Here is a 24594-nt window from a genome sequence, read left to right as displayed (position 1 = left end):
TGAAAAGAATTAAACTACTGAACTATAACATAAAATTATTGTTATATATATTTATTATATGATAGAAGTTTTGAATTATATAATATTAAATTTTATTTTATTAAATCTTCTTTTATAAAAACTTCTGCAATTTGAACTGCGTTAAGAGCAGCACCTTTTCTGATATTATCAGCTACAACCCAAAGGTTAACACCATTATCAACACTAAAATCACGTCTAATTCTTCCGATATAAACATCATCCTGACCTTCTATATCTATAGGCATAGGATAAATATTATTTTTTATATCATCCATTACAGTAATACCAGGTAAAGTTTTAAATAAGTTGAAAATATCATCCAACTGAAAATCATTTTCTAATTCTACGTTAATGCTTTCACTATGACCATGGAATACAGGTACCCTCACTGTTGTAGCAGTAACCTTGATTTGGTCATTATGAAGAATTTTATGAGTTTCATCTATCATCTTCATTTCTTCCTTTGTATAACCATTATCTAGGAACACATCAATTTGAGGTATTACATTATAGGCTATAGGATATTGAAATTTCTTAGGAGGAACCTTAGATACTCCATCCTTTAGATCATTAAATCCTTGAACTCCAGCACCTGATACAGCTTGATAAGTTGAGTATACAACTCTTTTTATTCCATATTTTACATCAAGAGGTTTAAGAGCAACCATTGCTTGAATAGTAGAACAGTTAGGGTTAGCAATAATACCATTATGCCATTTAATATCTTCACAATTAACCTCAGGAACTACTAGGGGAACGTTAGGATCCATTCTCCATGCACTACTATTATCAATAACCACAGTACCGTGGTCTGCGAAGATAGGCGCAAACTCCAAGCTAACATCTCCACCAGCTGAAAAAAGGGCTAAATGAATTTTTTTATTAATTATATTTTCTTTTTTTAGTTCTTCTACTAATATAGCTTTTCCGTTAAAGTGTATAGTACTTCCTGCAGATCTAGCAGATGAGAAAAGATATAGGTTTTCAATTGGAAAATTTCTTTCAGCTAAAATATTTATAAATTGTCTTCCAACCATTCCGGTAGCACCGACTATAGCAACATTGTATTTCAAAAATACCACCTCATTTAAGTTATATTTATAATACATTATATAACTTAAAGAGGTAAAGTTATATAACTTTATTAAATTTATATATAAAATTTTATTATAGGGTAAGTACAGAATAAAGATGCCATGGTAAGTTAAGGGATAAATAGAATATATTTAAATAATATTTATGAAACTATAATGTTAAAGAGTTTTTGGGAGTATAAAGTTATTCTTTGATATTTAATAAGATTTTAAATATCAAAGAATAACTTTAAAAATTCACAGATAATATTTTAAATAAAAAGATGCATATGGTTAATTGTGTAAAAATATGAAGATATATAGGGGTGCAAATTATATGAATTTAATATATTATCTAATATTTTGTTACAATTTGTAATCTTAAGAACAAATTATGTATTAAAATAGTTTGACACCTACAGAAACCTGTGTTAATATTATAAAAAATGAATTTATTATTATTTTTATTTTCATACTTTTAACAATTACAACTACTAAAACCCATGTCCACATATTACATATGAAATATGTATGAATGATTGAAGCACAGTTATATAATTCCTTATTGCTGTTTTTAAAAAGTAAGCGGCTTTGATATTGTGGCAATTGTCAAAATATTTCAAAGGAACTAACTATTTAAATAAATCGTTTTTACTGATTTTATAATAGCATCTTAAGTGTGTTTTAGTAATGTTAAAGGAATGAAGCCTTACTAGTTTTATTAATAGTGTGGGAGGTGTTAGTAAGGGAAAATAATGCATTGCAGTTTAAAAGTTGATTTGGGGCAAAAAAAGAAATAATGAGTGCCAAAGTTTTTAGTATATTAAATACAAATATTATAAAACAAATAGCTTTGTATACGATATCATTAATAAACTTAAGGGTGCATTAAATATTTACATTTCATTTATGGGAGTCTATAGGTGAAGTGTAATTTCTAATAATGTCTCATTGTGCTTAAGGTAGAAAAAGGTTAATGTTGGGGGAAATGCAGTAGATGGGGATTTTATTGCATATTTTTACTTAAAATGGAGGGATGACGATGTTTAAATTTACTCTAAAAAGATTTGGATATATGTTATTGACATTATTCATTGCATCATCAATAACATTTATGCTTATCCATGCTATGCCTGGAGATCCACTTGCGGTGGCAGCAAGAAAGCTTCCAGAGCAGATCAAAGCTAACTACTATGCTAAATATGGATTAGACCAGCCACTTTTAACTCAATATAGTTTATTCGTTAAGAATGCTGTAAAGGGAGATTTGGGAGAATCTTTAGCATTCCCTGGAAGAAGTGTTACAGAAACTATTAAGAAACATGCACCTATTTCAGCACAAATCGGTGGACAAGGCCTTATAGTGGGAGTAACATTAGGTATTCTGTTGGGTATTATAGCCGCATTTAATAGAGGTAAATGGCCAGATTATTTAGTAATGTTTATAGCTATAGTTGGTATATCTATACCAAGCTTTGTTGTAGCATCATTACTACAATATTTCTTTACAGTTGAATTAAGGTGGTTACCAACAACAGGATGGGGAGAGTTTAAAAATACTATATTACCTACCATAGCATTAAGTTTTGCGCCTATAGCTACTTATGCTAGATATATGAGAGCTAACTGTCTTGATGTTATTGGACAAGACTATATAATAACAGCTAAGGCTAAAGGGGTTTCTAAGACTAGTTTAGTATTTAAGCATGTTATAAGAAATGCTATATTACCAGCTATTACCCTTCTAGGACCACAGGTTGCTAACATATTTACAGGTTCTTTCGTAGTTGAAAGTATATTTGCAATACCTGGGTTGGGACAATATTTCGTATCATCAGTTACAGATAGAGATTATACTATGATAATGGGACAATCGATTTTCGTATCAGCATTATTTATAATTGCATTATTCTTAGTTGATATAATCTATGGATTAGTTGACCCAAGAATAAGAGTATCAAGCAGTAAGCGTTAGGAGGGATAAGTATGGCAGAATTTTCAAAAGAAAAATTTCAAATTATAGGTTGTGATAACCTAGATTCAGAGGGAATACTTAGACCTAGTATGACCTACTGGCAAGATGCATGGAGAAGACTTAAAAAGAATAAGGTAGCTATGGTTTCATTAGTGTTATTAGGATTAATCGCATTAATGACAATTATAGGACCTATGATAGGTAAATTTGAATATCAAGCTACAAATAATGATATGTTAAATATGAAACCAAACTCAACGTATTGGTTTGGAACAGATAGTTTAGGTAGAGACTTATTTTCAAGAGTTTGGGTAGGTGGTAGAATATCTATCACTATAGGAATAGTTGGAGCTATTGTAGACACTGTTGTAGGAACAATTTATGGTGGTATATCTGGATATCTTGGTGGTATTGCTGATGATATCATGATGAGAATATTAGAGATATTAGTTAGTATTCCATACCTTGTATTAGTTATACTTATCAGAGTTCTTATGGATCAAGGTGGTATGGCACCACTTATTATAGCCATGACCATAACGGGATGGTGTTATATGGCTAGACTTGTAAGAGGGCAACTTTTGCAAATTAAGGAGCAAGAATATGTGCTTGCTGCAAAAGCATTAGGAGCAAACGCATCAAGAGTAATAGCAAAACACTTAGTTCCAAATACTTTAGGTGTAATGATTGTTGCTATAACATTTGATATACCAGGATTTATATTCGCTGAAGCTTTCTTAAGTTTCTTAGGAATAGGTGTTCAATCACCTATGACAAGCTGGGGAGCTCTTGCAGCTGCAGGACAACAGAATTTAATGTTCTATGCTTATCAATTAATTTTCCCTGCCTTAGCGATTTCATTAACAATGTTATCTTTCAATTTATTAGGTGATGGTTTAAGAGACGCACTGGATCCTAAATTACGTCAATAAGGGGGGGAATGGCAAATGGAAAGAATTTTAGATGTAGAAAATTTACAAGTTTCATTTCATACCTATGCTGGTGAAGTAAAGGCAGTAAGAGGTGTAGATTTTCATCTCGATAAGGGTGAAACTTTAGCTATAGTTGGAGAATCAGGTTGTGGAAAAACAGTTACATCAAAAGCTATAATGAGACTATTACCAGAACCAATGCCGGCAGAAATTAAGAAAGATTCTAAAATCATTTTTGATGGTAAAAATATTTTAGATATGAATGAGAAGGAATTAAGAAAATTAAGAGGGTCAGATATATCTATGATATTCCAAGATCCAATGACTTCATTAAATCCTACAATGACGGTTGGAAAACAAATTGCTGAGAGTTTAATAATTCATAGAGGTATGAATAAAGCAGAAGCAATGAAAGAAGCAATAAAGATGCTTGATCTTGTTAATATACCAAATGCTGATAAGAGAGCTCATCAATATCCACACGAATTCTCAGGTGGTATGAGACAAAGAGCTATGATAGCTATAGCGCTTGCGTGTAATCCAAAGATACTTATTGCAGACGAGCCGACTACTGCTCTAGATGTTACTATACAAGCACAAATAATGGATCTTATAGGAGATCTTCAAAAGAAACTAGGAACTGCAGTTATGCTTATTACTCATGATCTTGGCGTTGTTGCAGACACTGCAGATAGAATTCAAGTAATGTATGCAGGTCAAGTTATTGAAAGAGGTACTGTGGAGGAGATATTTGCGAATCCTCAACATCCTTATACTTGGGCATTACTTCAATCGGTGCCAAGACTTGATACAAAAAATAAGGATACGCTTTACGCTTTAAATGGTACTCCACCAGACTTAGTTAAACCACCGATCGGATGTCCATTTGCTGCAAGATGTGAATATTGTATGCAAATATGTTTAGAGGAGATGCCGGAAGCTACTAATGTAGAGAATGATCACCAAGTGTTATGTTGGTTAAAACATCCAATGGCACCAAAGGTTGAAATTCCAGAAGCGTTAAGAAGAGGTGAATAAGATGGCTGAAACAAATAAAAAGGAAGTTTTAATTGAAGTAAAGAATCTTAAGAAGTATTTTGAAGTTGGTAAGAATGCCACACTTAAAGCAGTAGATGATGTTAGTTTTAATATATTAAAAGGTGAAACATTAGGTCTTGTTGGAGAATCAGGCTGTGGAAAAACAACTTGTGGAAGAACAGTAATGGGACTTTACGGTGCAACAGGTGGTGAAATTTTATTTGATGGAGATGACATTAGTAAATATGATAAAAAACAAAAAAAGGAATTTACTAGAAGAGCTCAAATCATATTTCAGGACCCTTATGCATCACTAAATCCAAGAATGACTGTTGGAGATATTATTGGAGAAGGAATAGATATTCATAATCTTCACAAAGGTGATGAAAGACAGGCTAGAATTTATGAATTGCTACAATTAGTAGGATTAAATAAGGAACACGCATCTAGATTTCCTCATGAATTTTCAGGTGGGCAAAGACAAAGAATAGGTATAGCAAGAGCTCTTGCTATAGAACCAGACTTCATAGTTTGCGATGAACCTATTTCTGCTCTAGATGTGTCTATTCAAGCACAAGTTGTTAACTTATTGATAAAATTACAAAATGAATTAGGGTTAACATATTTATTCATAGCCCACGACCTATCAATGGTTAAACATATATCTGATAGAGTTGGAGTTATGTATTTAGGAACTATGGTAGAGCTTGCTAGTAGTAAAGATTTATATGATAAGCCTTTACATCCGTATACTCAAGCATTATTATCAGCAATTCCAATTCCTGATCCTGATGCTACTAAGAAGAAAGCAAGAATACCTCTAGAAGGAGAAGTGCCTAGTCCGATAAATCCTAAACCAGGTTGTAGATTTGCACCAAGATGTAGATATGCAAAACCTATATGTAGTGAAAAGAATCCTGAGTTTAGAGAAATTGAGCCAAATCACTTTGCTGCATGCCATATATTATAATTAAAATAAAAAGATAAGAGTATTTTATTACTCTTATCTTTTTTGTTGTTAAAAAGGTAAGAAAAATGGTGTTGCTATATATGATAAAAGAAAGAGATATGTAAAGTTTATTCAATGATTGGGTTTTATTATTAGGCATATTAATTGTTTTATGGCTTAGTAATAATATAAAAGGAGATGATATATGAATATTTAGTAGAAAAGTATTTACTAAATTCAGTTGAATTCTATTTAAAGAAAATACAGAAAAAAGAATTTTTATCAAAATAGTAATTCATATATCTACTCCAATCAATTATTTTATTAAAAAAGATACAAATTACGACAAAAAATAATGTAAAACCCGATAAAGTAGATATGCCAATGTTAATAATAATAATAATAATTCTTATACTTGTAATATTTTGTTGAAAAATAAGGTATTTTGTGTCGAGAATAGAGAAGATAATTCGTATAATTGAATAAAATTATAATTAAGGTGTCTTTAGTCGGAAAAGCGAACATTGACATTGTCGTTAAAAGGGTGTATTATAAAAATAAATAAAAGTTATGAGGAAATGTGTAGAAATATACACAAAGATTAACGACAAAGATGAACAGAGTTTAGAATGAAGATTTAGAATTTTTGAACTAAACTATATTATTTTGAGGGGGATTACTTATGAAAAGTAAAAAAATACTAGCATCGTTATTAGCATTATCTATGATAACATCAGTTGCATTAGTTGGATGCGGTAAGGGTGAAGAAAAAAATTCTGGAGCTGCGACTAATGGAGAAGCAGATGCGGAACAATATCTAAATATGCTTTTGGATTCTGAACCAAAAACAATTGATCAATCTAAATCAAGTGATTCATATTCTTCACAAGTCCTTGCAAACTGCCAAGAATCATTAACAAGAATTGTGCAAGATGAAAATGGTAAAGATAAAATTGAAAAAGGTATAGCTGAAAGTTGGGAAACTTCAGAAGATGGGTTAACTTGGACATTTAAGTTAAGGGATGCTAAATGGAGTGATGGTCAACCAGTTACTGCAGAACAGTTTGTTTATGGTATTACAAGAACGTTAGCACAAGATACTGCATCACCTTATGCTTTCCTATTATATCCTATAGCTAATGCTGCAGAATTCAACTCTGGTAAAGCTAAGGCGGAAGACTTAGGTGTTAAAGCTGTAGATGAAAAAACTGTTGAATTTACATTAAAAGCACCATGTGCATACTTCCTTGATTTAACATACTTTAAAGTAATGCAACCACAAAGAGAAGATATAGTAAAAAAATACGGTGATAAGTACGGTTCAGAGGCTGATAGTATGGTATATTGTGGTCCGTTTAAGATATCTGAGTGGGTCCACAATAATAAATTTGAATTTGTCAAAAACCCTGAATATTGGGATGCTGAAAATGTAAAACTTGATAAAGTTACAATGAAAATAATAAAGGAAGAATCTGCTAGAATGAATGAATTACTTAATGGTTCATTAGATGTGGCTAAAGTAGTTAAACCAGAGTGGATAGAAAAATTTAATGCAACTGGTGAGTATGACGCTATAAAAGGATATGATGGTTCAACTACATATACTTTCTTTAACCATAAAGATAAACTATTCAGCAATGCTAAAGTGAGAAAAGCATTTATAATAGCAGAGGATAGGGAAAATAAAATTAAGACTTTAAGAAAAGGTCTTGGTGAGCCTGCTCTAGGATTTGTACCTAAGTCTGTACAAATAGGTGGAGAAGAGTATAGAACTAAAGTAAATGAATTACCAGTTCAAAAATTAATAGAAGAAAATCCAGATCCAAAGGCATTACTAATAGAAGGAATGAAAGAATTAGGGCTTGGAGATGATCCATCGACTATAAATATTAAATATTTACAATCAGGTACTGATTCAACAGCTAAAGAATATGCTGAGTTTCAACAACAAGTTTATAAAGACAAGCTTGGAATTAATGTAGATGTTGAATACGTTGAATGGGCTATATTCCAACAAAGAACAGATGAGTTAGATTACCAAGTTGCAGGTATAGCTTGGACTGGAGATTATAATGATCCTAACACATATCTAGACATATGGACATCTAATGCTGACGTTGTGCCAACAGGATGGTCAAACCCTAAGTATGATGAACTTATAGCTAAAGCAGGAAAAAGTAATGATCCAAATGAAAGAGCTGAACTTTTCAAAGAAGCTGAAAGAATTTTAATATATGAAGATGGTGCTATAAGTCCAGAAGCGTGGAGATTTAAAAATACTTATGTAAGAAAGTATGTTAAAAACTATGCTGCTCCATTATTTGGAACAGTTGACCTAAAATATACTTATACTACTGGTAGAAACTAGTATTATAATGAAACAACAAAAGAGTAAAGCTGATAAAATGCTTTACTCTTTTGTTTCGTTATAATATTTTATAATCCATAAAACAACATATATAATGAATTTATAGGAAAATTCATTATAAAGTATGAGAAAAGGTTGATGTTATCCAAAATGTTTTAATATATTTATAGTGGTTATAGGATTTAATCAGGAAAATTCGTATTACAAATTTCGAATGTATATATAAATAAAACACGATTTAGCAAGAAAAAAGTAGAAAAAAGAAAAATAATTAGATAAAAAAAGAAAAATAATTTCATTAATATATTTTATTTTAAAAAAATATAATATAATTATTCCAAAAAAAAGAATTTAGATTACTATTTAGTTAAATATTTGTTAATATATAAGATAATAAGTCGAATTGAGGTAATCTTGTTAATATTCAGATAATGGGTATTGCAATAGTGAAAATGTTAATATATAATAAATTTAAATCAGATGGATATGTGCTTTATATCTATCATATTGATGATTAATGAAGGGGGATTATTCATGAAAAGCAAAAAAATATTAGCTTCTTTATTAGCGATATCTATGGTAACGTCTGTTGCTTTAGTAGGTTGTGGTAAGGATGACAAGAAAGCAGAAAATGGTAAAGGTGAAGAAACTGCTGCTTCTGGAGATATGGATAAAGAACAGTTTCTTAACGTATTTTTGAAGGCTGAACCAAAAACAATTGACCAATCAAAATCAAGTGATTTATATTCTTCACAAGTACTTACTAACTGCCAAGAGGCTTTAACTAGAATTGTGCAAGATGAAAATGGTAAAGATAAAATTGAAGCAGGTATGGCTGAAAGTTGGGAAACATCAAAAGATGGGCTAACTTGGACATTTAAGTTAAGAGATGCAAAATGGAGTGATGGTCAACCAGTTACTGCAGAACAGTTTGTTTATGGTATTACAAGAACGTTAGCTCAAGATACTGCATCACCATATGCATTCTTGCTATATCCTATAGCTAATGCTGCAGAGTTTAATGCAGGAAAAGTTAAAGCAGAAGAATTAGGTATTAAAGCAGTAGATGAAAAAACTGTTGAATTTAAATTAGCATCACCATGTGCATATTTCTTAGATTTAACATATTTTAAAGTAATGCAACCACAAAGAGAAGACATAATAAAAGAGCACGGTGATAAATATGGCTCAGAAGCAAATACAATGGTATATTGTGGACCATTTGTAATCTCTGAATGGGTACACAATAATAAGGTTGAATTTACTAAAAACCCTGAATATTGGGATGCTGAAAATGTAAAACTTGAAAAAGCTACAATGAAAATAATAAAAGAAGAATCTGCTCAAATGAATGAATTATACAATGGTTCATTAGATGTAGGTCCAGTTGTAAAAACAGAATGGATAGAAAAACTTGATGCAACTGGTGAATTTGAAAATAGAAGAGGATATGATGGTTCAACTACCTATACTTTCTTTAACCACAAAGAGAAATTATTTAGTAATGCTAAAGTAAGAAAAGCATTTATAATAGCTGAAGATAGAGAAAATAAAATTAAGACTTTAAGAAAAGGTCTTGGTGAACCAGCATTATCTTTCGTACCTCCAAAAGTACAAATAGGTGGAGAAGAATATAGAGATAAAGTTAAAGATCTTCCAATTCAAAAGCTTATAGATGAAAATCCAGATCCAAAGGCTCTATTAATAGAAGGAATGAAAGAATTAGGACTTGGTGAGGATCCATCTAAAGTAACTATTAAATACCTTCAATCAGGAACTGATACAACATCAAAAGAATATGCTGAGTTCCAACAAAGTGTTTATCAAGAGCAACTTGGAATTAATGTAGAAGTTGACTATGTTGAATGGGCACAATTCCAAGAGAGAACTGATAACTATGATTACCAAGTAGCTGGTATGGCATGGGGTGGTGACTACAATGACCCTAACACATTCCTTGACTTCTGGGTAACAGGAGCTGATGTTGTAATGACAGGATGGTCAAATCCTAAATATGATGAAGTTATAGCGAAAGCAGCAAAATCTGTAGATCCTGCAGAAAGAACTGAATTATTTAAAGAAGCAGAAAGCATACTATTATATGAAGATGGTGTTATAAGTCCAGAAGCATGGAGATTTAAAAATACTTATATTAGAAAATATGTTAAAAATTTAAGTACTCCATTATTTGGTGGAAATTATGATTTAAAATACACTTACACTTCAGGTAGAAAGTAATATAAAATATTATTAGAATGTTTAATACTCCTTAAAGTATTTGTAAATACTTTAAGGAGTATTTTTATAATTCTAGCGTATTGTCTACCTTATGTATAGACTTTTTTTAAATCCTAATATCCAAAGATTTAAGTTAATGGATCATTATAGTCAGCAGTGACTGGGGTTTCTGCTAATTCGTAATCCGTATTATCTGTTTTGTCACAGAATATTGCTCACTCAACATAAGATATATCTATGTTAATGCCTAATGCATTATTGCAGTTCTACTGAAAAAGCTTTTCTTATTTTGGCATTTTTAAAGTACTTATTTTCTTGATTGAAGAAATTATAACATAGTGAAGCATCATAACCTTTTTTAATTTGAAATCTCCAGTTTTATTTAATTTGTCAATCCAATACTTCGAACTTGCATTAGCTGCATACAAAGAACCGTTAAATAAATCATTCTAGTAGATTCTTTTTTAACTACCCTAATTGTAGCTTTCTCAAGTTTTGCATTTTATGTAAATATATTTGTTTAAGTGAAAATATGTAATTATTTAAAATGCTTTTAGTGATACCTAAGGGAGTATAGAGTAACAAAGCTACATAAATTATATAGGAGATGAATAAAAAAAAGCCTATGGTAGAAAATATAGTTAGTATGTTAAAACTATATTTGAACAATGCGGAGGTAGAAGTTCATGGGTAAGACTCCTTTAAAGAAAGTGATAAAATCTAAATTGAAAGCTAATAAAGAATTAACTCCACAAGAAGCTTTAAGAGAGCAGATAAAATATGATATAGTAGAAGAATTGGGGCTGGCTGATAAAGTAAATGAATTTGGATGGAGTGGTTTAACTGCAGAAGAAACGGGAAGAATTGGAGGAATGATGACAAAAAAGAAAAAAGGATTAAATATGCCTAGGAATGATGAATTTTTTTAATGTTATATAGTGTATTGATAATAATCTATTTTAGTTAAGAGTTTGTTAGTCTAAATTAAGATAAATTGTGTTAATTTGATGAAGAAATTTAATTGTAGTTTAATATACAATTATTTAGATAGAGGTGAAATTTGTTACATAATCATGGAAGATTTCTTAGACAAAAGAAAAAAAGTAAGGTAAAATAAATAGGTGATTATATAGAAAAGATGGTGAACCTATGGACTGTTATAATGATTTTGCTGATATATATGATGAACTAATTAATGAAGATATCAATTATAGAGGTTGGGCAGAAAAAATTATTGATATTTGCAAGGAATATAAAGTTGGAAGAAGAGACTATTTAGATTTAGCTTGTGGTACAGGAAATTTTACTAAGTTAATTGGAAGAAACTTTATATTTACAGCGGCTATAGATTTATCGGAGTATATGTTGTCTATTGCAGATGAAAAGTTAAAGGCTGAGGGAATTAAAGCTAAGGTTATGTGTCAAGATATATGTAACTTTAACCTTAAAAAGCAGTTTGATCTGATAACCTGTGGATTGGATTCTACTAACTATATAATTGAGGATGAAAAACTTCAATTATATTTTATGTCAGTTAATAAACACTTAAAGGATGATGGAATTTTTATTTTTGATATTAATACGGAGTACAAAATTAAAAATATATTAGGAAATAATAGTTTTAACTATGACAGGGAAGATGTAGTCTATATTTGGGAAAATCAATTACAAGATGATGTAGTTGATATGTATTTAACTTTTTTTGTTAAAGAAGGACAAGTGTATCATAGATTTGATGAACACCACAGAGAGAGAGCTTATAGCGAGAGTAAGATAGAAAAGTTTATAAATGAAGCAGACCTTGTCATAGAAAGAAAACTTAATTGCTATGAAGAAGTTGCTATAGGTGAGAATACGGAAAGAATAACCTATGTTTTGAGTAAGAAAGGATGTTAGAGGAATGAAAGATAAATTAATTAGAGCTACAGCAAAGGATGGTCAAGTAAGAATAATTGCAGCGATTACAACTGACTTAGTGAATGAAGCAACTAAAACTCATGAATGTATGCCAACAGCATCAGCGGCACTAGGAAGAATGCTAACTGGTGGTGTTTTAATGGGAGCTATGCTGAAAAATGATACTGACAGTTTAAGTATTCAAATAGATGGTGGAGGAGAGGCGAAAGGTATTACCGTTACTGCTCATAATGATGGAAGTGTTAAAGGTTATATAGGAAACCCCAAAATAGATTTACCTTTAAATGAAAAGGGTAAATTGGAAGTTGGTGGCGCCATAGGTAAAAATGGATATTTAAAAGTAATTAAAGATATGGGACTTAAAGAACCTTATGTAGGTCAAGTACCTATATATACAGGAGAAGTAGGAGATGATATAGCATATTACTTTACTGTATCGGAGCAAACACCATCTGCTGTTGCTTTGGGAGTATTGGTAGATACAGATTTATCTATAAAAGCTGCTGGAGGATTTATTATTCAAATGATGCCAGGTGCATCAGAATTTTTAGCAGATATTATAACTTATAGATTGGAAGAAATTCCATCAGTGACATCTATGATAGAAAAAGGAATGACTATAGAAGAAATATTAGAATTTGTATTTGAAGATATGGATTTAAAAATATATGATTCCTTAGTACCTGAATATAAATGTGACTGTTCAAGAGAAAGAGTAGAAAGAGTGTTAATGAGTATTGGTAAGAATGATTTGCAAGAAATATATGATGATGGCAAGACGGAAGAAATCTTATGCCATTTCTGTAATAAAGCCTATGATTTTAAACCAGAAGATATTAAAAAAATATTAGATGACATTAATTAGTTTTATAATAAATTTTAAAAACTATATTGACAATAAACTTAAAATTTAATATAATAGTCTTTGTTAAGACTTGGAAAATTCATTGGTTTTTTAAGCTTAGCAAAGATTATTTTTAATAGTGGTGTCACAAATTTAAATTTGGTCGCATAGCTCAGCTGGGAGAGCACCTGCCTTACAAGCAGGGGGTCACAGGTTCGATCCCTGTTGCGACCACCATATGGCCCAGTGGCTCAGTTGGTTAGAGTGCCGGCCTGTCACGCCGGAGGTCGAGGGTTCGAGTCCCTTCTGGGTCGCCAATAAATTCTAAAATTTGTGTCTGGCTCGATAGCTCAGTCGGTAGAGCAGAGGACTGAAAATCCTCGTGTCGCTGGTTCGATTCCTGCTCGAGCCACCATTATTACGCGGGAGTGGCTCAGTGGTAGAGCGTCACCTTGCCAAGGTGAACGTCGCGAGTTCGAATCTCGTCTTCCGCTCCAATATGGCGCTATAGCCAAGTGGTAAGGCAGAGGCCTGCAAAGCCTTTATCCCCAGTTCAAATCTGGGTGGCGCCTCCAAAAAAGCAAGTAATTAAATTACTTGCTTTTTTCTTTTGTATATAAACATAAATATACTTCTTAGAGCAGTACACATTATAATTGAGTATTTTAAAATTCATATTCTAGTAATTTTGGCAAGTATAAATTATTAAATATCTAAAAAATATATACTACCTCTATCAATTAATTGCGAGTTGGTTAAAGCGATAGGAGTTATACCATGCTTATTTAAAAATATTTTTATTAAATCTCCATGAGGATATAAATCTAAATTTCCATAAAAAACTATGGTTTTAGAGTCTATCATACCACAAGTTCCACCAATAAACCCATAATTTAAATGAGGTAAAAGAATATCCCCTGATGGAATTAATAGTACATCATATCCATAGATATTTAATTCTTTATAAATACATATATCAGAAGTTATGAAAGCTTTATTAGATAATACTACAGTAGAGCATTTGGAGTAACCTTGATTCACATTTATTAATGTCTTATCATGAATATTTTCTAACAAAGTTTTATCCGTATATCTTATTTTATGCATAAAAAAATCAGAAGTACTTACAGCATTCAGAATGATATCTTTAGGGTATTTATCAGTTAAAGCATCAGTACTTCTCAATACCGTTAGATTTAGAGATTTTAGAATTTCTTCAAAGGTAGAAGATGTATCCTTATGAATAATAACATTATTATTATCGATAAAATGTATAAGAATATCAGGATGACCACATATAGCTGGATATAATGAATTGCAAGGTTCACAAAGTATAACTTTACAATTTAAATTTTCCAAAGCTAAAAGCTCCTCTTGAGAAATTCTGAAGTCAACAAAAGCATATTTCAAAAATAGCACCACCTTATTATTGGTTGTTATTAATAATTCAAATTTTAATATATCTTTAATCAGACTATTTAAATGACAGATTCTTCTCAAACCCGCATAAATAGAACAAATAGTTAAATAGTTAAATAGTTAAATAGTTATATAGGAATATATATCTGTATTTAAATAGTTCCCAGTATAAATATTCTTATTTATATCTATATTTTTATAGAAAAAATTTTTGTATACCAGGTAGTTAATCTAAGAAATTTTTATAAAGATTATTTAGCTAAGTAGATCAATAGACTAATTTAGAAATAATATATCATAAATGCTATAAAATTTATAGAATAAATTGGATTTTAAAAATTGTATATAGTAAAAAATAAAAACACATAATATATTAAAGTGAAGTTCTGTATCTATAAAATTCTTAACATGAAGTGGGGTGATTGAATGCTGATGTTGACTATTGTGAATAATAGCTATAAGGATTATGTATTAAATCAAGTTAAGAGTATGGGTGATTATTTAAGGACAAAAAAGAAAAGTTTAAATTTAAAAGTTGAAAATGATGAATTAAATGAATGTATACATATATATTGGAAAGATGGTGATTACACTGAGGATGAAGGTAAGAAGTTATTTAACTATTATATAGCTAACATTTTATATGGTGTGATTATTAACGAGTTTTTAGAAAAAAAGGTTAATAAACATCTAAATGAAACTTATAATTTTCTAAATTATAACGATGTAAGTGATATAAAAAAGGATATATATAAAGTTTTAATGGAAGAATTACCTATAGATGATACTGTAATATATTATATGAATAAGAAAAATAACATTTTAGATAGAATTATTAATTGCATAGAAGAAGGAAATGAAATAAATATTAAAGGCTTTATTGACTTTAGAGCGAAGGAATTAATGCCGCAGATATATATGATAATAGAAAAAGTGGTAGAAAGCTATATGATAGAAAAGGAATTTAATGAATTTATTAGTCTTCTAAAATATTTTGTTGAAATACAAGAGAGTAAGGCTGAGAAAGTAGATTTATATATTGGAAAAAGAGGAGATTCATATATACTCAGAGATGAATTTGGGAATAATATTATGGAAACCCTTTTGAATGAGATTTGTGAAAATAAAAATATAGTAGAAGTTAGTCAAGATGATTTAGTCATAAGTGGACTCATAACTATGTGTCCGAAAAAGATAGTGATACATTCTGCTAATAGGTGTAAAAATAAAGAATTAATTAATACTATAGAGAAGGTATTTGAAGACAGAATTTATCATTGCAGTGGGTGTAATGAATGTCTAATGTTTAAAGAAATTATAGAAATGCCTATTGACAATAATATAAAGGTGTAGTAGAATTGACTATGTTAGTTGGAAAGTGAATAATTTATTAACAAGTAGAAACTGCCGTTTCTCACCTTACAGTACTGCTAGTAAGGTAATGATTTTAATTTACAATAACTGTAAATATGGGGCGGCGTTTGCTGTCCTTTTTATTTTATATAAAATGAAAAATATGTGGTTTAAAAGCCGGAGGTGAATGTTATCAGTAAAAATAAAGATTTCATGATGAATGAAGAAATAAGAGATAAAGAAGTAAGAGTTATTAACTCAGATGGGGAAGCACTAGGAGTAATTTCTACAAAAGAAGCACTAGATATTGCTCAACAAAAGGAATTAGATTTAGTTGTAGTATCTCCAAATGCAAAACCTATGGTATGCAAAATAATGGATTTTGGTAAGTTTGTTTATGAACAGCAAAAGAAAGAAAAAGAAGCTAAGAAGAAACAAAAAATTACTACACTTAAAGAAATCAGATTAAGTGCTAGCATAGAAGAGCACGATATTGAGATAAAAGCTAATAATGCTAGAAAATTCTTATTAGATGAAGACAAAGTTAAAGTTACTGTGAGATTCAGAGGAAGAGAAATTGAAAACTCACAAGTTGGACACAAGATATTAAACCTTTTTGTAGAAAAATTAGGCGATGTTTATGTTATTGAAAAGCCAGCTAGACAAGAAGGAAGAAATATGATAATGATATTAGCTCCAAAAAGAGCATAACCGAGAGGAGGACTTTACAATGCCAAAAATGAAAACACATAGAGGTGCAGCAAAGAGATTTAAAAAGACAGGAACAGGTAAGTTAAAAAGATCTAAAGCTTTTAGACGCCATATATTAACTAAGAAGAGCAGAAAGACTAAGAGAAATCTTAGAAAAACAGGATATGTTTCAACTACTCAAGAAAAAATAATGAAGAAATTACTACCATACTTATAGTAGGAAGTTATCTAGGAGGTAAATATAATGGCAAGAGTAAAAAGAGCGATGAATAGTCGTAAAAAACATAAAAAAGTATTAAAACTTGCAAAAGGATACTACGGTGGAAAAAGCAAGTTATTTAAAACAGCTAATGAGTCAGTAATTAGAGCATTAAGAAATGCTTACGTTGGAAGAAAATTAAAGAAAAGAGATTTCAGAAAACTATGGATAGCTAGAATAAATGCAGCTGCTAGAATGAATGATCTTTCTTATTCAAAATTCATGAATGGAATGAAACTTGCTGGCGTTGAAATAAACAGAAAAATGCTTTCTGAAATAGCAATAAATGATCCAAAGGCATTTGCTGAATTAGTAGAAGTTGCTAAGAAGCACCTATAGGATTAATTTAATATAAGAAATTAAAGCCAGAGGATGACTATGTCATGTCTCTGGATTTTGTTAGACTTAATTTTAATATACATAATTATTTATTATTTTTTTATGTAAGCAATAAAGATAATGAATAGACGGATATATATAGTATAAGAATGTAGCTATGGCTACATTCTTATACTATATATATTTTAATAAACAAAAGGGAAAATTATATAATTATAATAAATTTTTTTGTAAGAAGTATGAGGTGTTATCTATGCAATTGAGATTAATTGGCATTCTAAGGCGTAAAAACTTTACTCCCGTTCAAATAATAGCTATGGGATTTGCAACGATAATATTTACAGGTGCCCTATTATTAAGCTTGCCAATTGCTACTATAGAAGGTGTAGGAACTCCATTTATTGATTGTATATTTACATCAACTTCAGCAGTTTGTGTAACAGGATTAGTTACTGTAGATACTGGTACCTATTGGAGTTATTTTGGAAAAACAGTAATACTTATTTTAATACAAATTGGTGGTCTTGGATTTATGTCCTTTGCTACACTTTTATCATTAATTATTGGTAAAAAAATAACTTTAAAAGAAAGATTAATAATAAGAGAATCATTAAACTCCACATCTCTTCAGGGAATAGTAAAATTAGCAAGGTATATATTAGTATTTACTTTTTCAATAGAACTTCTAGGGGCGTTATTGCTTTCATTTGAATTTATACCTGAGTTTGGAATTGTTAAAGGCATATATTATAGTATATTCCATGCTGTTTCTGCATTTTGTAATGCTGGATTTGACCTTATGGGAAATTATAATAGCTTAACTGCATATAGCGATAATACCTTGGTAATACTTACAATATCATCTTTAATAATAATAGGTGGATTAGGTTTTCATGTATGGAATGATATATTTAATTATAAACACACTAAGAGATTAGCTTTACAAACTAAGTTAGTAATAGCCGTAAGTGCAGGATTAATTTTATTTGGATTTATAATGTTTCTAGTATTTGAACTTTCTAATCCAGGAACTATAAAGCCTATGGGGATTAAAGGAAAACTGTTGTCAGCATTTTTTGCATCAGTTTCACCAAGAACAGCAGGGTTTAATTCTATAGATTTGACGCAGATGACTATGGCGTCTACATTTTTAACGATAATGTTGATGTTTATTGGTGGCTCACCAGGGTCAACCGCTGGAGGGATAAAAACTTCCACAGCTGGAGTGCTTTTTATGACGATATTATCAGTTATAAATGGAAGAGAAGATACAGAATTATTTAAAAGAAAAATAAATAAAGAAACTGTATATAAGGCTTTAGCAGTAGTAATTATAGCATTAGCATTAATTTTCACTACAACTATATTATTATCTATTACGGAGAGAGCATCCGGAGCTCCTTTTGAACATTATTTATTTGAAACAACTTCAGCCTTTGGAACTGTTGGGTTAACATTAGGATTAACTCAAGAGCTTACTGCTATAGGTAAAGCTATAGTGGCACTAACTATGTATGCAGGTAGAGTTGGACCACTTACACTAGTTGTAGCAATTTCTATAAGAAAAAGTAAAAGAGGAAATTCTATTAAATATCCAGAAGATAAAATTCTAGTTGGATAAAGAGGGGGATATATATGAGTAAAAAACAATTTATAGTTATTGGTTTAGGGAGATTTGGAACTTCGGTAGCAGAAACTTTATATGCACTAGGTAATGATGTTTTGGCAGTAGATATAGACGAAGAAGCAGTTCAAAATATTGCGGAAAAAGTTACCCATGCTGTTCAAGTAGATGCTAATGATGAAAACAGCTTAAGAGCTCTTGGAATTAGTAATTTTGATGTAGCTATAATCAGTATAGGTTCTGATATTCAAGCTAACATTCTTTCTACTCTTTTAGTTAAAGAAATGAATGTTAAGCATATCATAACTAAGGCTAATAATGCATTACATGCAAAAGTTTTATATAAAATAGGTGCTAATAGGGTTATATTCCCAGAGCGTGATATGGGGATTAGAGTTGCTCATAACCTTTGTTCTTCTAACATACTTGATTATATAGAGTTATCACCAGATTTTAGTATTGCAGAAATTGTCACCCCAAAGGAATGGGAAGGTCACTCCTTAAAAGAACTAGATTTAAGGGTAAAATACAGTGTAAATGTGGTAGCCATTAAAAGGGATGATAATATTGAGGTATCTCCAGCTGCAGATGAAGTTATACAAGAAGGAGACATAATAGTAGCCATAGGAGGAACTTCTGAACTAAACAGTATTGAAAGTTTAGTTAGATAAGGAGATTTATAAGTGCAGGTTATAAAAAGTAAGGATAATAACACATTAAAAGAAATTAAGAAGTTAAAAGAAAAAAAATATAGAGTTGATAATAAAAAGTTTATTATAGAAGGTTTTAGGTTCCTAGAGGAAGGATTTAAATCAGATTTTATTATAGATAAACTTTTTATAAAGGAAAGTTCTATAGATAAGTTCAATGAAAAATTTTCTTTTTGCATTAGTAAGTATGATGAAAAATTATTTATAATAAATGATAACTTATTTAAGAGTATTTCAGGTACAGAAAATTCCCAAGGGGTTTTAGCTGTACTTAACATGAAAGAAGAAACCTTCATAGCAAAAGAGGGATTATATATTTTAGTTGATAAGGTGCAAGATCCAGGCAATTTAGGAACTATAATAAGAACAGCTCATAGTGCTGGCTGTAAGGGAGTTATCTTAAGTAAGGATACAGTAGACTTATATAATGAAAAAACCTTAAGATCTACTATGGGTTCCATATTTAATATCCCTATAATCCATGATGAAGATTTGTATTTTACAAAAAAATTAATTGATAAAGGATATAATTTAGTATGTAGTTCTCTACAAACTGATAAAAATTTTTTTGAAGTTAACCTAGTAGATAATGCAATAATAGCTGTAGGTAATGAAGGCAATGGAATTAGTGATGAAGTTATGAATTTGGCTACTTGTAAGGTTAAAATTCCTATGCTAGGAAATACAGAATCACTAAATGTTGCTATAGCTGCATCTATTATGATATATGAAGGTGTAAGACAAAAGATATCAAATAAAAATTATTAATACTTGAAATTTTTATATATTATATGTATAATGTTTCTAACAAGTTAGGATTTTAATGTTTTGAAGTAAAAGAGTAGGCTAACTAGTTTAGTAAATATAAAATGAAATATTTATACAATGACGAAGAGAGTAGATATATATTTTTATATAAGGGAGGAAGAGCCAAAGACTGAAAGCTGTTCTTATAAGATTATATCGAAGTTCACTTCCGAGTACTAATTATGAAGTAATAGTAGTAATTAGCGGCTATGGTCGATAAATTTACTAAGAGGAGTTTTAATAAAACTCAATTAGGGTGGTACCGCGGATTTTCCGTCCCTTTTTAGGGACGGTTTTTTTATGTGTATAAAAGAAAATTTAATTTCAGAGACTGTTATTTACTACTGAAGTTAAGTAGAAGTTTTAATCCATAATTTTAAATGAAATGATGAATTTTAGAAAGGAGCTTAGAATATGAAAGAACAATTAGAACAAATTAAGAAAATTGCCTTAGAACAGCTAAGTCAAGTAACAGATAAAGCTGAACTTGAAAATATTAGAGTAAAGTATCTAGGGAAAAAGGGAGAGCTTACTGCAATCTTAAGAGGTATGGGAAAACTATCAGCAGAAGAAAGACCTGTTGTGGGTAAAATTGCAAATGAAGTAAGAGAAGAGATAGAAAATGCCATTGATACAAAGGGTGAAGCTATAAGAAGTGCAGAAAAGGCAGCAAAATTAAACAGTGAAGTAATAGACATATCTATGCCAGGAAAGAAACAAACTGTGGGGAGAAAACATCCATTAAGTTTAACTCTTGACCAAGTGAATGATATATTCTTATCTATGGGTTTTTCGATAGAAGAAGGTCCAGAAGTAGAATATGATCATTACAATTTTGAGGCTTTAAATATACCTAAGGATCATCCAGCTAGAGGAGAACAAGATACTTTTTATATAAATGATAATATAGTGTTAAGAACTCAAACATCTCCAATTCAAATAAGAACTATGGAAAATCAAAAGCCACCAATAAAGATGATTGCACCAGGAAAGGTATATCGTTCAGATGCTGTAGATGCAACTCACTCACCAATATTCTATCAAATAGAGGGATTAGTAGTGGCAGAAAATATTACCTTTGGAGACTTAAAGGGAACCTTAGAAATGTTTATACAAAAGATGTTTGGAGATGACATGAAGGTTAAATTTAGACCACACCACTTTCCATTTACAGAACCATCAGCAGAAATGGATGCAACTTGCTTCGTATGTGGAGGTAAGGGATGTAAAGTATGTAAAGGTAGTGGATGGATAGAGATTGTAGGTTGCGGTATGGTACATCCACAAGTACTTAGAAATTGTGGAATTGATCCAGAAAAATATAGCGGTTTTGCTTTCGGATTTGGACTAGACAGAATTGTAATGTTAAAATACGGAATTGAAGATATTAGATTATTATATGAAAGTGATATGAGATTTTTAAATCAGTTTTAATAGATAAGGAGGACGATTATGAAGTATCCAGTTAAATGGTTAAAAGACTATGTTGATATAAATGTTTCCCCTGTAGAACTTGCAGATGCATTAAATCTTTCAGGGTCTCATGTTGAAGAGGTTATACTTACAGGAGATGAAATTTCTAATGTAGTTACAGGAAAGATAACAAAGATAGAAAGACATCCAGATGCAGAAAAATTAGTTGTATGTGCAGTGGATATTAACAAAGAGGAAGAAATACAAATAGTAACTGCTGCTACAAACATGAAGGAGCAGGATATTATTCCAGTAGCACTACATGGTGCAACGCTGCATGGCGGACTTAAAATAAAAAAAGGTAAATTAAGAGGAGTAGTATCAAACGGTATGTTCTGCTCAGAAGAAGAGCTTGGAATTGCTGGAGACGAGCCAGTTCATGGACTTATGATATTACCTGAAGATACACCTATTGGAGTAGATATTAAGTCTGTAATACCTCTTGAAAGTGCTATTATTGACTTTGAAATAACTTCTAATAGAGCAGATTGCTTTAGTATAATTGGAATGGTAAGAGAAACAGCAGCTACTTTAGGATTGACTTATAAAATGCCAAATCTTAAATATAGTGAAGAAGGTAAAACTAATATAACTGATAGTTATAAAGTAGAAATTAAGAGTCCACTATGTAGAAGATATATGGCTAAAGGAATTAGCAATATAAAGATAGAACCATCACCACAGTGGATGCAAGAGAGATTATTAGAAGCTGATGTAAGACCTATCAATAATATTGTAGATATAACAAACTTTGTTATGTTAGAGCTAGGTCAACCATTACATGCCTTTGATGCTAGAGATATAGTATCTAATACTATAGTAGTTGATACTGGAAAAGATGGAGAAAAATTTGTTACTTTAGACGAAGAAGAAAGAACTATAGATAGCTCTATGCTTTGCATAAAGGATGGAGATAAAACTATAGGACTTGCAGGAGTTATGGGGGGACTAAATTCAGAGGTTAAAGATGATACTTCTATGATAATCCTAGAAAGTGCGAACTTCAATGGTCTTAATATAAGAAATACATCTAAAAAATTAGGATTAAGAACAGAAGCTTCAACTAAATATGAGAAGGATTTAGATCCAAATTTATGTGAATTAGCTGTTGATAGAGTATGTGCTTTAGTTGAAGAACTAGGTGCAGGTAAGGTTATGGCTGGAGTTATAGATATATATAATGAGGTTAGAACAGCTTATACTTTAGAAGTTGATAGTAACTGGGTTAATAGATTCTTAGGTAGTAATATATCAAAAGAAGATATGAAAAAATATTTAGATGGATTAGATTTAACTACTGAAATTAAAGGTAATGTTTTAGTTGTTAATTGTCCAACATTTAGAAGTGACTTAAATATAAAAGAGGATATAGCAGAGGAAATCGCTAGAATTCATGGATATAATAATTTTGAATCTACCCTTCCTCATTGTGAGGTTATAAAGTCAGGAAAATCAGATAAGCATAAGCTAGAAGATAAAATAATAGAAGGTTTAGTAGCTAGTGGAATGAATCAATCTATAAGTTACTCATTTGTAAGTAATAAGATTTTCGATAAACTTTTAATTCCACAGGACAGTGAACTAAGAAATGTAGTAGAAATTAGAAACCCTCTAGGAGAAGATTTCAAAGTAATGAGAACTACTACTCTTGCTTCAATGATGGAATCTTTAGCTAGAAACTATGTAAAGAGCAATGAGAGTGCAATGCTTTTTGAAATAGGGAAGGTATATATAAAAAATACTGATGAAGAGAAACTACCTGAGGAGAGAAATATTTTAACCTTAGGAATGTATGGAGCCGGAGACTATTTAGAACTTAAAGGTGTGGTAGAAAATGTACTAGATGTTTTAGGAATCGATAATGGAATCTTTATTAGAGAAACTGAAAATCCTAGCTTCCATCCAGGAAAGACTGCAGCATTAAAACTTAGAAATAAGGTTTCAGGAGTTTTAGGTGAAATTCATCCAGATGTAAGTGAAAATTATGGTATAGATACAAGATGTTTTGTTGCTGAATTAAATTTAGATATGTTGATGGAATGTGCTAAGATGGACAAAAAACATAAAGCACTTCCTAAATTCCCAGCAGTAACAAGAGATATTGCAGTTTTAGTAGATGATAGAGTTCTAGTACAAGAAATAGAAGATACTATTAAAAAACAAGGTGGCGGTATCTTAGAAAGTGCTAAGCTATTCGATGTTTATAAAGGAAGTCAAATTCCAGAAGGTAAGAAGAGTATAGCTTATGCTATAACTTATAGACATGCAGATAAAACTTTAACTGATACTGAAGTAAATAAGGTTCATGATAAGATTTTAAGAAGCTTAGAGCATAAGTTAGGCGCAGAATTAAGATAATTATTAATTGGAATAAGTAGGTGTAAATTTACATCTGCTTATTTTTTTATGGGAAGTTTTATATAAAGAGAATAGTTTACAATTTTAAACAAAATATAATCTATAAATGTTGAATTTGTAACCTCATTAATGTACAATTATGGTTATATATGTATTATAGTGTATAATTTTATATAATGACTATTT

General features: G+C 30.4%; 20 protein-coding genes, 5 tRNA genes and 2 other annotated features. Of the genes, 23 read left to right on the top strand and 2 right to left on the bottom strand.

Annotation, left to right across the window (positions count from 1 at the left end):
* Window positions 1–92 precede the first annotated feature (92 nt).
* On the bottom strand, window positions 93–1094 hold the full coding sequence (locus ABDZ93_RS14105; protein ID WP_343827077.1) for an aspartate-semialdehyde dehydrogenase: 1002 nt from the start codon (window positions 1092–1094) through the stop codon (window positions 93–95).
* A gap of 1042 nt (window positions 1095–2136) precedes the next feature.
* Here ABDZ93_RS14105 and ABDZ93_RS14100 point away from each other — a divergent pair.
* The 14 genes from ABDZ93_RS14100 (at window position 2137) to ABDZ93_RS14035 (ending at window position 13930) form a co-directional block, all read left to right on the top strand.
* Window positions 2137–3069 (top strand): ABC transporter permease, encoded by a 933-nt coding sequence (locus tag ABDZ93_RS14100; RefSeq protein ID WP_343827076.1) that lies wholly within the window; start codon window positions 2137–2139, stop codon window positions 3067–3069.
* An 11-nt stretch (window positions 3070–3080) separates the two neighbouring features.
* The gene (locus ABDZ93_RS14095; protein WP_343827074.1) at window positions 3081–4001 is read left to right on the top strand and encodes an ABC transporter permease; all 921 of its coding nucleotides are present in this window, start codon (window positions 3081–3083) and stop codon (window positions 3999–4001) included.
* A gap of 15 nt (window positions 4002–4016) precedes the next feature.
* A complete protein-coding gene (locus tag ABDZ93_RS14090; RefSeq protein ID WP_343827073.1) occupies window positions 4017–5039 on the top strand; it encodes an ABC transporter ATP-binding protein in 1023 nt (340 codons plus the stop codon).
* Between the two features lies 1 nt (window position 5040).
* Entirely contained in the window at window positions 5041–6009 is a 969-nt protein-coding gene (locus tag ABDZ93_RS14085; protein ID WP_343827072.1) for an ABC transporter ATP-binding protein, read from the top strand.
* Between the two features lie 661 nt (window positions 6010–6670).
* Window positions 6671–8356, top strand: a complete 1686-nt coding sequence (locus ABDZ93_RS14080; RefSeq protein WP_343827070.1) for a peptide ABC transporter substrate-binding protein — start codon at window positions 6671–6673, stop codon at window positions 8354–8356.
* A gap of 534 nt (window positions 8357–8890) precedes the next feature.
* Window positions 8891–10594, top strand: coding sequence for a peptide ABC transporter substrate-binding protein (locus ABDZ93_RS14075; RefSeq protein WP_343827069.1), 1704 nt, complete (start codon window positions 8891–8893; stop codon window positions 10592–10594).
* Between the two features lie 686 nt (window positions 10595–11280).
* Window positions 11281–11523 (top strand): alpha/beta-type small acid-soluble spore protein, encoded by a 243-nt coding sequence (locus tag ABDZ93_RS14070; RefSeq protein ID WP_343827068.1) that lies wholly within the window; start codon window positions 11281–11283, stop codon window positions 11521–11523.
* 220 nt (window positions 11524–11743) lie between these two features.
* Complete coding sequence (locus ABDZ93_RS14065) at window positions 11744–12490, top strand: class I SAM-dependent DNA methyltransferase (RefSeq protein WP_343827067.1); 747 nt, start codon at window positions 11744–11746, stop codon at window positions 12488–12490.
* Between the two features lie 4 nt (window positions 12491–12494).
* A complete protein-coding gene (gene hslO, locus ABDZ93_RS14060) occupies window positions 12495–13376 on the top strand; it encodes an Hsp33 family molecular chaperone HslO (protein ID WP_343827066.1) in 882 nt (293 codons plus the stop codon).
* 140 nt (window positions 13377–13516) lie between these two features.
* Window positions 13517–13592: transfer RNA gene (locus ABDZ93_RS14055), tRNA-Val, on the top strand.
* Between the two features lie 3 nt (window positions 13593–13595).
* Window positions 13596–13672, top strand: a tRNA-Asp gene (locus ABDZ93_RS14050).
* A gap of 22 nt (window positions 13673–13694) precedes the next feature.
* A tRNA-Phe gene (locus tag ABDZ93_RS14045) sits at window positions 13695–13770 on the top strand.
* Window positions 13771–13777: 7 nt separating this feature from the next.
* Window positions 13778–13852 (top strand) — tRNA-Gly (locus ABDZ93_RS14040).
* A gap of 4 nt (window positions 13853–13856) precedes the next feature.
* Window positions 13857–13930 (top strand) — tRNA-Cys (locus tag ABDZ93_RS14035).
* A gap of 130 nt (window positions 13931–14060) precedes the next feature.
* Here the strand turns inward: ABDZ93_RS14035 and ABDZ93_RS14030 are convergent.
* A complete protein-coding gene (locus ABDZ93_RS14030; protein ID WP_343827065.1) occupies window positions 14061–14765 on the bottom strand; it encodes a DUF6873 family GME fold protein in 705 nt (234 codons plus the stop codon).
* Between the two features lie 435 nt (window positions 14766–15200).
* Between ABDZ93_RS14030 and ytxC the strand changes: the two genes are divergently transcribed.
* The 9 genes from ytxC to pheT all read left to right on the top strand — a co-directional run bounded on the left by ytxC (window position 15201) and on the right by pheT (window position 24408).
* Window positions 15201–16127 carry a putative sporulation protein YtxC gene (ytxC, locus tag ABDZ93_RS14025; protein WP_343827064.1) on the top strand — a complete coding sequence of 309 codons (927 nt, stop codon included), beginning with the start codon at window positions 15201–15203 and terminating at the stop codon, window positions 16125–16127.
* A gap of 36 nt (window positions 16128–16163) precedes the next feature.
* Window positions 16164–16276: a sequence feature (ribosomal protein L20 leader region), on the top strand.
* Between the two features lie 34 nt (window positions 16277–16310).
* Window positions 16311–16838 carry a translation initiation factor IF-3 gene (gene infC, locus ABDZ93_RS14020; protein ID WP_343827063.1) on the top strand — a complete coding sequence of 176 codons (528 nt, stop codon included), beginning with the start codon at window positions 16311–16313 and terminating at the stop codon, window positions 16836–16838.
* Window positions 16839–16857: 19 nt separating this feature from the next.
* Window positions 16858–17055 (top strand): 50S ribosomal protein L35, encoded by a 198-nt coding sequence (rpmI, locus tag ABDZ93_RS14015; protein WP_035135823.1) that lies wholly within the window; start codon window positions 16858–16860, stop codon window positions 17053–17055.
* 27 nt (window positions 17056–17082) lie between these two features.
* Entirely contained in the window at window positions 17083–17436 is a 354-nt protein-coding gene (gene rplT / locus ABDZ93_RS14010) for a 50S ribosomal protein L20 (protein ID WP_035135825.1), read from the top strand.
* Between the two features lie 253 nt (window positions 17437–17689).
* Entirely contained in the window at window positions 17690–19057 is a 1368-nt protein-coding gene (locus ABDZ93_RS14005; RefSeq protein WP_343827062.1) for a TrkH family potassium uptake protein, read from the top strand.
* A gap of 14 nt (window positions 19058–19071) precedes the next feature.
* A complete protein-coding gene (locus ABDZ93_RS14000; RefSeq protein ID WP_343827061.1) occupies window positions 19072–19731 on the top strand; it encodes a potassium channel family protein in 660 nt (219 codons plus the stop codon).
* A gap of 12 nt (window positions 19732–19743) precedes the next feature.
* Window positions 19744–20538 carry a TrmH family RNA methyltransferase gene (locus ABDZ93_RS13995; RefSeq protein WP_343827060.1) on the top strand — a complete coding sequence of 265 codons (795 nt, stop codon included), beginning with the start codon at window positions 19744–19746 and terminating at the stop codon, window positions 20536–20538.
* 108 nt (window positions 20539–20646) lie between these two features.
* Window positions 20647–20861: a binding site (T-box leader), on the top strand.
* A 130-nt stretch (window positions 20862–20991) separates the two neighbouring features.
* Window positions 20992–22011 (top strand): phenylalanine--tRNA ligase subunit alpha, encoded by a 1020-nt coding sequence (gene pheS, locus ABDZ93_RS13990; RefSeq protein ID WP_343827059.1) that lies wholly within the window; start codon window positions 20992–20994, stop codon window positions 22009–22011.
* 18 nt (window positions 22012–22029) lie between these two features.
* Window positions 22030–24408: a phenylalanine--tRNA ligase subunit beta gene (gene pheT / locus ABDZ93_RS13985; protein WP_343827058.1), complete on the top strand. Its 2379-nt coding sequence runs from the start codon at window positions 22030–22032 to the stop codon at window positions 24406–24408.
* The last annotated feature ends 186 nt before the right edge of the window (window positions 24409–24594 follow it).

The organism is Clostridium subterminale, assembly GCF_039521425.1.
Classification (GTDB): domain Bacteria; phylum Bacillota; class Clostridia; order Clostridiales; family Clostridiaceae; genus Clostridium_J; species Clostridium_J subterminale.
The sequence above is the reverse complement of the archived record's forward strand: the minus strand, read 5'-3'. Positions and strand labels throughout refer to the sequence as shown.